Origin of the sequence: Confluentibacter flavum (assembly GCF_002843175.1) — a bacterium.
Classification (GTDB): Bacteria; Bacteroidota; Bacteroidia; order Flavobacteriales; family Flavobacteriaceae; genus Confluentibacter; species Confluentibacter flavum.
This window is the reverse complement of the sequence record NZ_PJEO01000051.1, coordinates 187,357-204,024: the sequence shown is the minus strand read 5'-3', so window position 1 is coordinate 204,024 and position 16,668 is coordinate 187,357. Positions and strand designations below refer to the sequence as shown.

Genomic DNA, 16,668 nt, shown 5'->3' with positions numbered 1-16,668 from the left:
GATACAACAAACCCGACGGCTTCCAACCCTGCGCCAATAAGCGTGCAGTGCCTTGCGGACGTGCCCGCGCCAGACGTAACGGTCGTGGACGATGAAGCGGACAACTGTGGAACGCCCACGGTAACCTTCGTGAGCGATTCTGCCAGCCCGCTGGTGAACGACGGCACAATTACAAGAACCTACAACGTCAATGACGGAAACGGTAACAGCATAAACGTGACCCAAACAATTACCATTGACGATACAACAAACCCAATAATTCCGACTTTGGCAAACGTTACAGGACAATGTTCCGCAACGGCTACCACACCAACAACCACAGACAACTGTGCAGGCACTATTACCGGTATAACCTCTGACCCACTGACTTACAGCACTCAAGGAACCCATGTAATAACTTGGACATTCGATGATGGCAATGGAAACTCAATAAATGTTAACCAAAATGTAATTATTACTGATACAACAAAACCGACCATTAATTGCCCAGCTACAGTAACAGTAAATACATCTGATGACGGCGCTGGTAATTGTTCAACAACAGCTTCTATAGGTACACCAACAGCTACCGATAATTGTACTGCTCCTGGAAACATAACATTTACGGCTAAAGTTAACAATGTAACCATCAACCCAGCGACCTACATATTTGGAATTGGGAATACAACCGTAGTATGGACGGCGACGGACGAAAATGGCAATGTTTCAGATCCATGTAATCAAACCGTTACAGTTGAAGACAACGAATTACCAACAGCCTCTAACCCTGCTCCAATTGTAGCTTCTGGATCTGCACCTGCACCAGATATTACACTTGTTATAGATGAAGCCGATAACTGTACTGCCAATCCTCAAGTTGCATGGGTTAGTGATACACCTTCTGGTACTTGTCCTGTAGTGGTAAGTAGACTTTATAGTGTAACAGATAATGCTGGAAACAGTATAAATGTAACACAAGCAATAACGGTTAACGATGCTATAGACCCTATTGCAAGTTGTATTGCACCTTATACACTCACCATTACTTTAGATGGAGTAACTGGTGAAGCCTCTATTTTAGCAAGTCAAATTAATGATGGTTCTACAGATAACTGTGGCGCCATAACCCTTAGCTTAGACAAAGACTCATTTGGATGTAATGATATTGGTACCAATACAGTGACTTTAACGGTTACAGACAGTCAAGGCAATATCGATACATGCCAAACCATTATCACTGTAAATGCACCTACTATTAATAGTGGGACACTTACGGGTTATAATGTACAAACAGAAACAATCGCAGATGCAGCTAATATTATAGAAATAACTGCTTGCCCAATAGATCCTATTACTGGAAATACCATACAACAGGATGTCGCTTTAGAATTGGATATCGACCCATCCTTAGCAGGTAGCATAAACCGTTGGGAGTATTCTACAAATGGTGGGGTTAACTGGTCTCCAATTGCCAATACAGCTACAACATATACATTAATGGATGTTCAAGTTACCACCATGTTAAGAGCAGTGATAAATGTAGGTGATTGTTTAGGGTTTTCACCGGTAGTTATTATATCTGTAATACCTCCAGATATACCTCCTACAATCATCAATGGTACAGAATTTAATACCATTTGCTTGGGAGAGTCAGTATTAGTTGAAGTTGAAAGTGAATATGGCGTTGGTTCTGATGTAAACGAAGGTGGTTTATTTAATTTTGCCAACCCCGAAGGTTGGAGGATAAACGGTATTGATGAATGGAAACTTCCTGCAAGTAATAGTAATGAAAAGAATTTTATTTGGGCAGAAATTACAAATCAAAATGGCGGCAGAAATGCGGCAGGAACCCTATACAATGCAGCAGATCCTAAATATATTATTGTACATGGTGATTTAACGGATCCAAAAATTAAAAGACAAGGTCAGCCATGGGGAAATACATGGTCATCCTTAGAAACACCTATTTTTAGCACCTATGGATTAACTGATGTAACCTTAACATTTGACACCGCATATTTCTTAGAAGCTGGTGCTGAAATAAAGGTAGAGATATCAACCGATGGTGGTAGTACCTATGCCGCTTTGGTAAATCCATTAGATCCAGGTATTAATACATTTGATGGACAACCACATGATTTTTCTGGGCCTTCAACATCGGGAGCTGGCACACACATGGAAAATTTTGTCCCTATTTCAATAGATATTCAAAATTATTTGGGCCAAGACAATTTAAGAATTCGTTTCTATTTTGAAGGCGGTGGTTCTACAGGAAGTTCATGGGCATTGGATAATATTCAAATCCCTAACGACCCAATTGATGAAGTGATTGAATGGACGGATGATTTTGGCGTAGTGGTTACTACTGGATCTACTGTAAATATAAATCCTGTTACACCTGGTGTGCAAAATTATGGGGCAACATCCTTAATTAATGGTTGTAGAAGTGTTGACACCTCTGGTACTGAGTTTATTACTATTGAAGCAACATTATCATATGCCGGCGAAAATATAGTTCCAATTACTAATGAATGTGGTGAAGATACTGTAACTCTGCATGCCTACGACAATACGCTTACTGCCCAACAAAATTATGACAATGGCGTTTGGGATGGTAATTATAAAGTTCCTAATGAGGCTCCTGCCTCCCCAGATTACCCTGGCACTGGTGAAATTGGAACTTGGACTGTAACCTCGGCTCCTACGGCATGTGGAATCAGTACTTACTCATTCTCTAATGAAAATGATCCTAATGCCATCTTTACAGGTGTACCGGGAACATATACTCTTGCTTGGGCCGTTAATGGATGTTCTAGCAATGTACAAGTAACTATCAATAGTTGTAGCCAGCTTGATTTTGACGGCGTAAATGATTATGTTACTTTTAAAGACAATTACGATAGAACAGGGCCTTTTAGTATAGAAATGTGGGTGAAGGCTGGTGACCTATCTGGTACACAAAGCCTTTTTTCAAAACGTGATGCCAATAATTTAACTTCTGGATATGATTTGAGATTGAATGGTGGTTCAGTAGAATTCCATTGGGGCAATAATTCCATTTCAAGTAATGCTATCGACGCAACAACATGGCATCATATTGCTGTAACCTTTAATGGTAGTACTTATAAACTATACATGGACGGGGTTGAAAAAGCAAGTGCTAATGGTAGTGCTCCTACCGCTAATGACATGGAATGTCTTTTAGGCGCTATGGATCAAGCTAATAATCCTCCTAACAAGCCTGTTAATTATTATCATGGCTGGATTGATGAACTAAGAATATGGAATAAAGCTTTGGATATTGAGCATATTCATCAAATGATGAATCAGGAAATAAAACTCAATGGTGGAGATGATGTTATGGGAGAAATTATTCCATTAAAAATTTATGGTCAAGACGCAACACAAGATGGCACTGATGATAATCCATTACTTTGGTCCAATTTAGATGGCTATTATCGCATGGATTTAAATTGCGGCTATTTAACACCAACAAAAGGTAGTCTTAATGGTAGGTTAAGAAATATTAATTCAGCTCAAGAAGAAACAGCTCCGCTACCATACAGATCAGCAAATAATGGTTTATGGGAAACCAATAACACCTGGGAACAACCTGTTGTTTGGTACACCCCAAATAGCACAGTAAACGGAACCAAAATCGACTGGAATATTGTTGAGACTTCCCATAACATCACTTCCAATGCAAAAGATTTGACGTTATTAGGGCTATTGGTTAAAACTAACGAATTAACCATCACCAACAGTGCTGGTGCCCAAGATGAAACCAACATAGGTCACGGCCTTTGGATAACCCATTATTTAAAACTTGACGGGAAAATCGATTTGGTTGGTGAGTCGCAACTGGTACAAAAAAGATACAATACTTCTGGCAACCCCACCATTCAGTTTAACGAAAGTATACTGGACGTTACGAGTTCTGGAGATATTGAACGTGATCAACAAGGTGCTGTAAACCTTTTTAATTATAACTACTGGGGTTCTCCTGTAGGTGCCAAAAATATCACCAGTAATAATATGCCTGCCACCTTATTAAATAATAAGTTTGATGGGACAATTTCCAGCAATCCGGTACAAATAAACTGGTTAGCTAGTGGTTATAATGCGTCGCCTTCCAATCCTTTGTCCATACCAGAATATTGGTTATGGGCTTATGAAAACTATACTTCCAATACGTATGCTAAATGGGTAAAATTATACAAATCATCTGGTATTAAACCTGGTTTAGGATATACCATGAAAGGTAGCGGCTCTAGTAACTCTTACCAAAACTACACCTTTATTGGTAAGCCTAATAATAATACCATCAATAGAGCTATAACTGTTGGAAACGATGCGTTGATTGGAAACCCATACCCATCTGCTATTGATGCTATGGAATTTATAAAAGACAACATTCCACTATTAAACCCAGATGGCAGTAGTTCTGGCGCAAATTCAGGCACTACGGGTAGTATTGATGGCACCCTTTATTTCTGGATACATTTCGATTCAAATAACACCCATGTATTAAGAGACTACCAAGGAGGATATGCTACCTATACTAGAGCTGGAGGCAACCCTCCTCCTACAGCTGCAACTTATACCACAACAGATGGTTATGAAATTAGTGGTGCTGGATCATCATTGCTAACGCCAGGTGATTACATTCCCGTAGCTCAAGGATTTTTTGTACATTCGGCTTTTACTCAGTTAACGGATCAGTTGAAGTTTCAAAATAGTCAAAGAATCTTTAAAACAGAACAAAATCCAAATGATTCTCAATTTTTAAAATCAAGCGCTTCAAAAAATACTAAAAATGGTTCGAATCCAACAAATGTTCAAAATGCTATTCAACGTGTTAGACTACAATTCAGGACTCCTGAGGTTAGAAGACATTTGTTATTAGCTTTTACTCCTGACAATGAAGCTTCTGACGGATTTGATTATGGGTATGATGCCAAGGTGTTTGAAACGCTGCCTAATGATATGTTATTTATGATTAATAACGAAAAATATACCATTCAGGCTGTTGGTGCTTTTGATGACACAAAACAATACCCTTTTGGTATCTTCCTTAAAAAAGCAGGTGCGGTTGAGATATCTATCACTGAAATGGAAAATATAGATCCTAATACAAAAGTGTACATTTATGATAGTTTATTGGAAACCTACACCAAGATAAATGATAAAAACAGTAAATATGCGGCCAATCTTGAAGCAGGCAATCATTTACATAGATTCTTTATAACATTTATGAAAAATGATAAGACCCTTTCTTTATCTGATGAAGCATTAGATCAGTTTCAAATAAACTATTTAAGCAACAGTAAAGAAATATTAATTCAAGGGTCGCCAGACATTGAAGTGAAACAAGTGTATTTGATAAACATATTAGGTCAAACTTTAAAGTCTTGGAACAAAACAAACTTGCCTAACATCTCTAATGATGTGAGTATTCCTGTGGGCAATGTTTCAGAAGGAAATTATATTGTTAAAGTGGTTTCTTCTTATGGAACCATCAGTAAAAAAGTAATTATAAGTCAATAATTATCACTCTAAAAAATCAAAAAACTGCCTAAAAACACTAGGCAGTTTTTTTATGCATTTTTTATATATATTTCCCACATTTTGTGTCATTAGAATGTATTTCATCGATTATATTGACTTTTTAAAGATTTTTAATTGAATTTATTCGTATCTTTATCGCATAAAAATAATTGAGTGCTCATTATAAACCCCAAATCTAATGGCAAAAAAATTACACTTTCATTTATTGTGCTTGTTATTTATAGTGAGTAGTTTCACTAACAGTTTAGCGGCACTTACAACAAGCAGCAACATCCAAAGAGTTAGAATAGACTTTCTCATGCCCGATGGCTATGTAAGGCATTTGTTATTTGCTTTTACCAAAGATAATTCAGCAAGTGATAATTATGACTATGGATTTGATGCCATTAATAAAGACGATTACCCATATGACTTAAATTGGATGATTGGCGACTTAAGATGTACAACTCAAGCTGTAGGAGCCTTTGATATCTCCAAAAAATATCCTTTAGGCTTATTTATGTCTAAAGATGGTGATATTGAAATCGCCCTGGATACGCTAGAAAATTTTGATACGCCTATCGATTTATTTATTTATGATGCTTTGCTCAAGACATACACCCAAATAAACGATTCTAATTATGCAGCCACCATAGCAAAAGGTGATTATTTAAATCGCTTTTATTTAGCCTTTAAGAGTGAAAATACATCCTTTTTTGCTAAAACATTGGATACTGAAGACATAACCTTGAAAGACACAGAAATAAGTTATTTGAATGACTCGAAACAATTGTATATAAATACAAACGACAAATACATCGTTAAAAATATTCATATTTATAATCTAAACGGACAAAAAGTATTTACTTTTAGTCATGTAAATTCCAAACTAATCAAAATTCCATTGCAAATTAGTCAAATTAAATATGGCATCGTAGCCATCGAAACCGACCAAGGTGGACTTAGAAGAAAAATAGTCCTAAATTAATTAGTGTTTTCATTTAATAAAAGAGTCTTATTATATTTTAAGACTCTTTTTTTATTTCTGAAATTAAGTCTTCAAGTGATAGCTTAAGCTGCTCGCCAGAAACCATGTTTTTAAGTGTATATATATTGGTATTTACTTCCTCCTCGCCTACCAAAACCACAAACGGAATAGCACGTTTATCGGCATGAACCATTTGTTTTTTCATTTTAGCGGCATCTGGGTACAATTCGGCATGAATGCCTTGTAATCGTAATTGTTTAATGGCTTTTAAACTGAACAAGGCTTCTTTATCACCAAAGTTTATAAACAACACATCTATGTTTTTAGTGACGGTTTCTGGGAATAATCCTAATTCTTCCAATACCAAATAAATACGATCCAATCCGAAACTAATACCAACACCACTCACATTGTTCAATCCGAAAATGCCTGTTAAGTCATCATAGCGTCCACCACCGCCAATGGAGCCCATTTGGACTTGTTTTGGCGCAGCGACTTCAAAAATGGCGCCTGTGTAATAATTTAATCCACGAGCCAACGTGACGTCTAGTTGTAATGTGGCGGTAGTTAATCCTAATTCTGAAATAGCTGAATTTATAAATGCTAATTCATCAATCCCTTTTTTGCCTTCTTCGGAAGATGATAATATGGTTTTTAAACTGTCGATTTGCGATTCAAAAGAACCTGACAAGGTAAATAAGGGCTGTAATTTAGAAATCCCGACTTCCGAAATACCTTTGGAAAGCATCTCTTCTTTTACCTTGGCCTCACCTATTTTATCCAATTTATCAAGTGCAACCGTAAAATCGATTAATTTATCAGAAGCGCCAATCACTTCGGCAATGCCAGACAAAATTTTACGATTATTAATTTTAATGGTAACACCATCTAATTTTAATGCAGAAAAAACGGTATCGTATAATTGAATAAACTCCACCTCTTGCCATAACGAGTCGCTACCAACCACATCGGCATCACATTGATAAAACTCCCTAAAACGCCCCTTCTGTGGTCTGTCGGCACGCCAAACAGGTTGGATTTGGTAACGTTTGAATGGAAATTCGATTTCGTTTTGGTGTTGTACTACGTAGCGAGCGAATGGGACGGTTAGGTCGTAGCGTAAGGCTTTCTCGGAGATATAATTTGTAATATCTGAAGATTCAATATCTCTAAAAGTTTTGTAAACTTGATACTTATTTGAATTCAAGAAACCTGTTACAGTATTACTATAAATTTCTTCAATAAAATTATTCAAAAATCCATTTTCTAGTCTGGAATTATCTCGAGTTTCTCTCCTAATTTCTATTAATTTTTTAACAAAATAATCTTTCTTCTCTTCAAAATATTTTTCTAAAGAATCAAATTTAAAATAGCCTTTTTTTCTTGATACCTCAAAAACTAAACTATTAATTAAACCTTCATTATCACTATAATAATCCTTATAAGATATTCTATTTGTATTCCAAAATTCTGAAATTAACCTATAATTACTTAAAATATTGTTCCTTATTTCATCTCTAAATTTACCTAGATCTAGTAATTTATCCTTAACAGCATTAAAATATTCCCCAGATTCCAAAATCTTAAAAATCAATCGATCCCCTTCATCACCATATTTTCCCATAAGGGTTTCGGAGTTTTCAAAACTAGGTGTTTCAATAGGTTGAAATCCAAAGGTTTCAAACACACCACGAATGGTATTAAAAATATAATTGCGTTTTGCGACCTGTTCTGGATTAAAATCTCTGGTTCCTTTTGGGATGCTTGGTTTTTGAGCCATATTAATGCCTGCGAAGGCAGGTATCTTTTTAAAATTAGTTCTTATATCAGTGGATTCCTTCTCGATAGCTATCGGGATTCGCAGGAATGACAAAACAAAAATAATAATGAAAACGTCATTGCGAGCTTTTTAATTAAAAAAAAACGAAGCAATCTTTTACATTGAAACTAAATTATGATGATTATAGTTGCTAGATTAACAGATTGCTTCAGTCGTTCCTTCTTCGCAATGAGGTTAATTTATAAGCCTATCAAAATATCTAAATAAATCGCCTTTAGTAATCACGGCGCCTTGCTGTATCAACTTAAACTTATCTAGATTTTTGTCGTCTGAATAGTCTTTTTTGGCTTGTAAAAACTCCACATCATCATTCATTAAATTGTCACGCAACCAATTGTAACCTTCAGTGGTGGTGATGTCTTTATCATTCTTCACTTTTACGCCAATAACATGCATATTGGTATCGTTCAAATAAAACAAATGCATTTGGTTTGGCGATAGATGTTCTAAATATTTAGCAGCATTCAACGCGCCTTCCCAAATTAAATCGCTAAAAACATCCAGTTCCATTTCGGCTAATTCTGGTCTGTTTTCCTTTAAATTTGTCCATTCATCTGCTGTAACAGACTGCGTTGCCAAAAAATTAATGAATTCCTGATGCAATTCCTCAAATTGTTCTTTAGTAAGTCTTGTGTACTTCATCCCCTCTTAATCTCCCATTAGGGGAGAAAATTTTTAATAAAAAAGCCCCAACACTGTTGAGGCTTTTAAAATATGTTATAAAAGATTAATTTGCTTGTGCAACAACCTCAAATTCTAAATCTACAGTAACAGCTCTGTGCAAACGTACTACAGCAGTATATTTACCTGTACGTTTGATAGTTGTAACTGAAATGAATTTTTTATCAATTGTATGACCTTCTTTTTCTAAAGCTTCAGCAACATCTATGTTGCCAACAGATCCAAATAATTTATCACCTGTACCAACTTTAGCTGCTATTTTAATTTCCAATACTTTTATAGCATCAGCAATTTTAGTAGCCTCATCAATTATTTTCTTTTCTTTATAAGCTCTTTGCTTAAGGTTTTCTGCTAATACTTTTTTTGCAGAAACTGTAGCCATCACAGCTTGTCCTTGAGGAATTAAAAAATTTCTACCATAACCGTTCTTAACTGTTACAACATCGTCTTTAAATCCTAAATTTTCAACGTCTTGTTTTAATATGAGTTCCATAGTTATGCTATTTTATTTTAATAAATCTGCTACGTAAGGCATTAAAGCTAAATGACGCGCTCTTTTTACGGCAACGGACACTTTTCTCTGAAACTTTAACGAAGTTCCTGTTAAACGTCTTGGTAAAATTTTACCTTGCTCATTTACAAATTTCAATAAGAAATCTGGGTCTTTGTAATCTATGTATTTAATACCAGATTTTTTGAAACGACAATACTTTTTAGTTTTGTTGGTTTCAATGTTCAACGGAGTTAAATATCTAATTTCTCCGTCTTTTTTCCCTTTAGATTGTTGTTCTATTGATGTTGACATAATTAAGCTTTTTGTTTAAGTTTATCTCGTCTTCTTTCTGCCCAAGAAACAGCATGTTTATCTAACGCTACGGTTAAATAACGCATAAAACGCTCATCACGTCTAAACTCTACTTCTAATTGACCAATGATCTCACCGGCAACAGTGTACTCAAATAAGTGATAAAAACCACTTTTTTTGTTTTGAATTGGGTATGCTAATTTTTTAAGCCCCCAATCTTCTTTTGATACCATCTTAGCGCCGTTAGAAACAAGAAAATCTTCGTATTTCTGTACTGTTTCCTTTATCTGGTCTTCAGATAAAACGGGATTTAAGATGAAAACAGTTTCATAATGATTCATAAAAATTATATTTATTGTTTAAAATGGGTGCAAAAATAGTTATTATCTACATATAAAACAACAAAAATTATAGTATATTTGAGTCAGTAATTAAATGTTAAAGAAAAGTTAAATTAAACAGTTTAACGATGTTTTTTGGTTTTTAGCCGAATTTTTTGTACTATTGTCGATATCTTAACCGAAATAATAGAATGTTATGACTTTAAACTGTGTAGTAGTAGACGACTCAGCGATACAAAGGCTCTCAATTGTTAAGCTTGTAGAGAATCACCCCAATCTCAACTTAATAGCAGAGTACAGTAGCGCTTTAGAAACTAAAAATGGTTTAAATACGCACCAAGTTGACTTAATCTTTTTAGACATTGAAATGCCAGTGTTAAATGGATTTGAGCTTTTGGACGTATTGAACAACAAACCCCAAATTATTTTTGTAACCGGTAAAACAGAATATGCCTTTAAAGCATTTAACTATGACGCTACCGATTACTTACATAAACCAATCACTAGAGAACGTTTTAATATTGCTGTTGAAAAAGCTTTAGAGCAACACAAATTAATCCAAGACTTTAATGAAGAAGAGGGTGAACATATCTTTGTGAAGAGCAATCTTAAAAAACGTAAGGTATATATTAAAGATATCAAATGGATTGAAGCCCTTGGCGATTATGTGAAATTGGTAACGGAAGACAGTAGCCTTGTGGTACTATCTACTATGAAATCTTTTGAATCTGAATTGCCTGAAGGTAAGTTTTTAAGAATCCATAAATCTTATATTGTTAATCTTGATAAAATTGATAGATTTAACAGTAAAAATGTTGAAGTGGGCGCTTACGAAATTCCTTTGAGTCGAAATAAAAAGACACAACTTGTCGATGCTTTGAATAATATTTAGAAACTTGCTTTGTCAAACTGTCCCGATAGCTATCGGGATTGTTTCAGTTTCTCATGATATTATGATAAAAGATGATGAGATCCTAACCCCTAACCTACGTCAGGATAGTTCAATGACGAAATTTGTTTACAAATTTCTATTTCAAAGATCCTGACCTACGTCAGGATAGTTCAATGACGAAATTTGTTTACAAATTTCTATTTCACTAAAAGTTATCAACATTTAAAATCAACTTAACTGACCGAAAATCTTTTATACTCAAGAAGCTGTTATTTATTTTAATAATAGCTTCTTTTGTTTTTGATAAGGATTGTTTTTTCGGGATTTTTACCAAAATATTTTTATAAAACTGATTTCTTATACGGGATATTGGCGGTGATTCTGGCCCAAGAACATGCGCATCAAAAACCTGTCTTAACGATTTTGCCAGCCATATGGCTGCAGTATCTACTTTTGTATAATCTTTATGTTTTAACGTGATTTTAATTTGCTTATATACGGGTGGATATTTAAAATTATACCGATCATTCATTTGCTCATTAAACATACCCACATAATCATTATTGGAAACTTGCTGTAAAATAGCATGATACGGATTATAGGTTTGAATTAACACCTTTCCTCTAACATCGGTTCGTCCTGCCCTACCCGATACTTGCAGCATTAACTGAAAACTACGTTCGTGTGCTCTAAAATCGGGGAAATTCAATAAATTATCGGCATTCATAACGGCTACCAACTTAACATTCCTAAAATCCAAGCCCTTAGTAAGCATTTGTGTACCCACTAGAATATCCACTTCCAACTGCTCAAAAGCCGTAATTATTTTTTCATAGCCATATTTACCACGTGTGGTATCCAAATCCATGCGGGCTACTTTGTAATCTGGAAACAATGCTTTTACTTCTTCTTCAATTTGTTCGGTTCCAAAACCTTTACTATCAAGTTCAGAACTTCCACAAGCCATACAGCTTTTCAGCATGGCCGTTACATAACCACAATAGTGGCAACGCAACTGATCTCTATACTGATGATACGTTAAACTGACATCACAATTAGGACATTGAGGCGCATGACCACAGGTATTACATTCTACGATGGGCGAAAAGCCTCGTCTATTTTGAAACAATATAACTTGTTGTCCATTCTTTAGAGCGTCAGTCATTTCTTCAATAAGCCGGTCGCTAAAATGCCCCTTCATCAATTTCCGTTTATGCTTATCCTTAATATCTACCAATTCAATATCTGGCATCAACACATTATTATACCGCTGACTGATTTCAACCAGGCCATATTTATTTTGCTGCGCATTATGATAACTTTCTAAACTTGGTGTAGCAGAGCCTAAAAGTGTTTTTGCTTTGTGGATATTGGCCAAAACAACAGCCGTATCGCGCGCATGGTAACGTGGCGCAGGATCAAATTGTTTGAATGATTGTTCGTGCTCTTCATCCACAATGATGAGCCCTAAATCATTGAATGGCAAAAATATGGAAGATCTCGCTCCGAGAACTATTTGCGCTTTCGCAGCATTTTTTAAAACATTATTCCAAACCTCGACACGCTCGTGGGTTGAATATCTGGAATGAAAAACAGAAACCTGTTCGCCAAAATAATTTTGCAAACGGGTTATCAATTGGGTTGTTAAGGCGATTTCTGGTAATAAATACAATACTTGTTTGCCTTTTTGTAACGCGTTTTCAATAAGCTTTACATAAACTTCGGTTTTTCCAGAAGAAGTGACGCCATGTAGCAACGTTATATTATGGTTTATGAAAGATTCTTTAATTTCCTTTAAAGCAATAGTCTGGTAGTCGTTTAAGTTTTTTGAATCTTCGTTGGCATCACCAGAATATTGAACTCTATCCGTTTGAATATGATATTCATCTAAAATACCTTTATCTATCAACGATTTTATAATTGCTGGCGATGCATCACTTTCATTGGATAAATCCGATACTTTTACTGGCTTTTTTGTTTTGGCTGAAATTGAAAACAACGTCATGATCACTTGCCGTTGTTTGGGTGCTCTATGTAAATCATCTAACAATTTATGAAGAGTAGCTTCTGAAGAAAAATGGTTGTGTAATTTAACATAACGCACCAGTTTAGGTATATACTTCTCATAAACTTCTTCATCTAATTGAATGGCATTTTTTTCTAATAACCTATTAATAACAGGAAGTACATTTTTTTTGTCCAGAATATTAGCAATGTCATGAATTTTTAATGAGGATTGGTGTTGCAATGCCTCATAAACCAGAAATTCATCATCCTTTAAATTAGATTCATCAATCTCTTTAATAGTATTCTTACTGATGATGGTTTCACTCTCTAAAATAAATGCACTGGGCAAAGCTGCTCGCATGACATCGCCCAGTGTACACATATAATAATCGGCTATCCAATGCCATAATTGCAATTGCTTTTGGTTTACAATGGGCGAATCATCTAAAATTTGGTGAATCTCCTTGGCCTCATAAACCGTGGGTGCTTCGTTATGAATGTTATAAACAATGCCTGTGTAAATTTTAGATTTCCCAAAGGGAACCGACACGCGCATACCTATATTCAAAAAGCCTGCTTCAGCCTTTGTAATACTGTAAGTAAACAACTTTTGAAGTGGAATAGGAATAATAACATCAACAAAATTCCGCATATATTATTTCCTTTTTTTAAGCCTGTTTAAAGACACATTTAACTCGTAGCCCAAAAGCAGAACATTCGCATTGAGCCATAGATAAAACAGTAATATTAAAAGTGCGCCAATAGAACCATATAGCTTATTATAATTGCTAAAGTTTTCAATGTAAATACCAAATAAGAATGATAATAGAGCAATCAGCAATGTAGTAAATAGTGCGCCTACGGAAAAGAATCTAGAATCCTTACCTTCCTTTGTCCCAAAATAATACAAAACAGCCGTGGCAAAATATACCATAATGACGGAAAACATATATTTAACCGTATTAAACCAAAAAATCATTTGTAATTTATTTTCTGTGCCATCATTAATTGATAATAGCAATTTTTCTACAACATAAATTTGAAAATAACCCAAAAACACAATCATAATAATAAGTAAAAAAGTCAATATCAAAGCAATGCTTAAAGCAAATAAATATTGACGGAATATATTTCTTGATAAATGAATGTGATAGGAATTTTCAAAACCAGAAAACAATGCATTGACGCCGTTTGCCATTAAAACAATGGATAAAATAAAAACAGAAGACAGCAATCCTCCTCTTTGCGGTTGGTCTATATTTTCAAAAATATTTTCAAAGAAAAAATCAGAAGTACTTGGTGGTAAATAAGATTCCAAAAACTTTAAAAAATCGATTTTAAAATCATCGATGGGCACATAGGGTATAATTATTAGAACAAATAACAAGAAGGGAAACAATGCCATAAAAAAGCTAAAAGCAATAGCACTTGCCCGAGTTGTCAAAGCACCTTTTACAATGCCAGTTATATATAATTCCAATAAATCATAAAAAGACAAACCCTCAAGACCTGGTAATTTAAATCGTTTAAAAAAACGAACCAATACATTTAAAACAGGAATTTTAGCTAGTGTGTCTTCAAGTGGCTTGGTCATTAATAAATTGCATAATGGTTTCAAGCAAAGTTATTAAAATAAAGAGTTCTATAACCCTTATAACTAATTAAACTATTGGGTTTTTAAAATGTTATTTTATAGCTTTTAAGCTTAAATCCATATTATGGACTGAATGTGTTAAGGCACCGCATGAGATATAGTTTACACCACACTCTGCATAATGCCTAATCGTATCTTCGTTAATATTTCCAGAAGATTCCGTTAAACATCTATCTCCAATCAGTTTTACGGCTTTTTTAGTGTCTTCGTAATCAAAATTATCAATCAAAATCCTATAAATACCATCGTTTTGTAATATCTCCTTAACCTCTGTTAAATCCCTGGCTTCCACCATAATTTTTAAATCTTTCCCTGTTTCATTAAGATATTCTTTGGTCATTTCAATGGCCCTTGTAATGCCTCCAGCAAAATCTATATGGTTATCTTTTAGCATAATCATATCAAACAAGCCAAACCTATGGTTTTCGCCACCACCAATTTTCACGGCCCATTTTTCAAGCATTCTGATACCTGGTGTTGTTTTTCTGGTGTCTAAAACGCTGGTTTTTGTGCCTTTTAACAAATCAACAAACCCTTTGGTCTTGGTAGCGATGGCACTCATACGTTGCATGCCATTTAAAACGGTACGTTCGCATTTTAATATGGATTGTGGTGAGCCCTCAACATACAAAACCACATCTCCATAAGTAACTTCGGAGCCATCTTCTATAAGAATATCCACTTTCAGCGTTTTATCGACATAGGCAAAAACGCGCTTGGCGTAGTTAACACCCGCTATAATCCCTTTATCTTTAACTAAAAGTTTTGCCTTTCCTCTGGCATTTTCAGGAATACAGGCCAAAGAGCTATGATCTCCGTCACCTACATCTTCTCGTATAGCATTAGAAATTATTAATCCTATTTCGTATTCAAATTGTTCTTTGGTTATCATTTTTTAGAAAGTTTGCGCTAAAATAAGAAATTGATTGGCTAATTGAAATTTTGGAATTACGAATTTTGTATTTTTTTTTAATTTAAATCCATTATTCATAATTAGTAAATGCTAATTTTGCCATATGACTATTAAACTACTTGCCATAGGGAAAACTGATGATAACGAATTGAAAGCTTTAATAGAGGGTTATGCAAAACGGTTATCTTTTTATATTAATTTTCAGTTGGATATTATTCCTGATATAAAAAATGCCAAGAATTTAAGCGAAAGTCAGCAAAAACAAAAAGAGGGTGAACTCATATTGGAAAAAATAAATAATACCGATGTGTTGATTCTTTTGGATGAAAACGGTAAACAATATGATTCTGTAGCGTTTTCTGAATATTTACAGAAACACATGAATTCTGGCATAAAACAAGTGGTATTTGTTATTGGGGGCCCTTACGGATTTTCTGAGGAGGTTTATAACAAAGCAAATGGGAAACTGTCACTCTCTAAAATGACATTTTCCCATCAAATGATTCGCTTATTTTTTACCGAACAATTGTACCGAGGATTCACCATTTTAAAGAATGAACCCTATCACCACAGGTAAAATAATTAATAATGAAAAATGTAAAGTGAAAAATTATAAATCCTTCATCGTTAATTATTAATTCTTCATTATTAATTGTTAATTGATTTAATATGTTTTATAAACTTCTTTTCTCTTTTTTAATTGACGCTCTAAGTCACCAATAGTTTCTTTTACAGATACTTCAAAATTTTGTTCATTAGATGAAGCAAAAATTCTTGGCCCTGGCAAACTTAGTTCGATATTACATATTTTACTGGTTTCGTGTTGATTTTCGTCTTGTTTAAAATACACGGTTGCACTTATTAAAAACTCATATCTATCAAATAATTTCCTCAATTTTTCTTCAGTGAATGCTGATAACGTTTCACTTACATCAACACCTACATATTCATAATTTATAATCATAACTTAATGTTTTATTTAATTTGTTTATAAAGGGAAGTTACATTTTTTACAATCATT

The 16,668-nt window shown here is 34.5% G+C and carries 13 protein-coding genes; 4 read left to right on the top strand and 9 right to left on the bottom strand.

The window, feature by feature from the left end:
- Both CSW08_RS14615 and CSW08_RS14610 read left to right on the top strand, forming a co-directional pair.
- Positions 1 to 5,526: LamG-like jellyroll fold domain-containing protein (locus tag CSW08_RS14615; RefSeq protein WP_157831507.1), on the top strand; the 5,526-nt coding region annotated here is incomplete at its 5' end.
- 199 nt (positions 5,527 to 5,725) lie between these two features.
- On the top strand, positions 5,726 to 6,514 hold the full coding sequence (locus CSW08_RS14610; RefSeq protein WP_157831506.1) for a hypothetical protein: 789 nt from the start codon (positions 5,726 to 5,728) through the stop codon (positions 6,512 to 6,514).
- A gap of 37 nt (positions 6,515 to 6,551) precedes the next feature.
- Here the strand turns inward: CSW08_RS14610 and hisS are convergent, their stop codons facing one another.
- The 5 genes from hisS to rpsF all read right to left on the bottom strand — a co-directional run bounded on the left by hisS (position 6,552) and on the right by rpsF (position 10,181).
- The gene (hisS, locus tag CSW08_RS14605) at positions 6,552 to 8,294 is read right to left on the bottom strand and encodes a histidine--tRNA ligase (RefSeq protein ID WP_106660608.1); all 1,743 of its coding nucleotides are present in this window, start codon (positions 8,292 to 8,294) and stop codon (positions 6,552 to 6,554) included.
- Between the two features lie 234 nt (positions 8,295 to 8,528).
- On the bottom strand, positions 8,529 to 8,996 hold the full coding sequence (locus tag CSW08_RS14600; protein WP_106660607.1) for a DUF6495 family protein: 468 nt from the start codon (positions 8,994 to 8,996) through the stop codon (positions 8,529 to 8,531).
- Between the two features lie 85 nt (positions 8,997 to 9,081).
- Positions 9,082 to 9,528: a 50S ribosomal protein L9 gene (gene rplI, locus CSW08_RS14595; protein ID WP_106660606.1), complete on the bottom strand. Its 447-nt coding sequence runs from the start codon at positions 9,526 to 9,528 to the stop codon at positions 9,082 to 9,084.
- Positions 9,529 to 9,540: 12 nt separating this feature from the next.
- Positions 9,541 to 9,840: a 30S ribosomal protein S18 gene (rpsR, locus tag CSW08_RS14590; RefSeq protein ID WP_100612565.1), complete on the bottom strand. Its 300-nt coding sequence runs from the start codon at positions 9,838 to 9,840 to the stop codon at positions 9,541 to 9,543.
- Between the two features lie 2 nt (positions 9,841 to 9,842).
- On the bottom strand, positions 9,843 to 10,181 hold the full coding sequence (gene rpsF / locus CSW08_RS14585; RefSeq protein ID WP_106660605.1) for a 30S ribosomal protein S6: 339 nt from the start codon (positions 10,179 to 10,181) through the stop codon (positions 9,843 to 9,845).
- 196 nt (positions 10,182 to 10,377) lie between these two features.
- Between rpsF and CSW08_RS14580 the strand changes: the two genes are divergently transcribed.
- The gene (locus CSW08_RS14580) at positions 10,378 to 11,073 is read left to right on the top strand and encodes a LytR/AlgR family response regulator transcription factor (RefSeq protein ID WP_106660604.1); all 696 of its coding nucleotides are present in this window, start codon (positions 10,378 to 10,380) and stop codon (positions 11,071 to 11,073) included.
- Between the two features lie 205 nt (positions 11,074 to 11,278).
- On the opposite strand, the gene priA is transcribed toward CSW08_RS14580, so the two are convergent.
- The 3 genes from priA to nadC all read right to left on the bottom strand — a co-directional run bounded on the left by priA (position 11,279) and on the right by nadC (position 15,626).
- Positions 11,279 to 13,732, bottom strand: a complete 2,454-nt coding sequence (priA, locus tag CSW08_RS14575; RefSeq protein WP_106660603.1) for a replication restart helicase PriA — start codon at positions 13,730 to 13,732, stop codon at positions 11,279 to 11,281.
- A gap of 3 nt (positions 13,733 to 13,735) precedes the next feature.
- The gene (locus CSW08_RS14570; RefSeq protein WP_106660602.1) at positions 13,736 to 14,674 is read right to left on the bottom strand and encodes a YihY/virulence factor BrkB family protein; all 939 of its coding nucleotides are present in this window, start codon (positions 14,672 to 14,674) and stop codon (positions 13,736 to 13,738) included.
- 91 nt (positions 14,675 to 14,765) lie between these two features.
- Positions 14,766 to 15,626, bottom strand: a complete 861-nt coding sequence (gene nadC, locus CSW08_RS14565; RefSeq protein WP_106660601.1) for a carboxylating nicotinate-nucleotide diphosphorylase — start codon at positions 15,624 to 15,626, stop codon at positions 14,766 to 14,768.
- A 124-nt stretch (positions 15,627 to 15,750) separates the two neighbouring features.
- Here nadC and rlmH point away from each other — a divergent pair, with 124 nt between their 5' ends.
- Complete coding sequence (gene rlmH / locus CSW08_RS14560) at positions 15,751 to 16,224, top strand: 23S rRNA (pseudouridine(1915)-N(3))-methyltransferase RlmH (protein WP_106660600.1); 474 nt, start codon at positions 15,751 to 15,753, stop codon at positions 16,222 to 16,224.
- 87 nt (positions 16,225 to 16,311) lie between these two features.
- Here the strand turns inward: rlmH and hpf are convergent, their stop codons facing one another.
- Positions 16,312 to 16,611, bottom strand: a complete 300-nt coding sequence (gene hpf, locus CSW08_RS14555) for a ribosome hibernation-promoting factor, HPF/YfiA family (RefSeq protein WP_106660599.1) — start codon at positions 16,609 to 16,611, stop codon at positions 16,312 to 16,314.
- Positions 16,612 to 16,668: the final 57 nt, after the last annotated feature.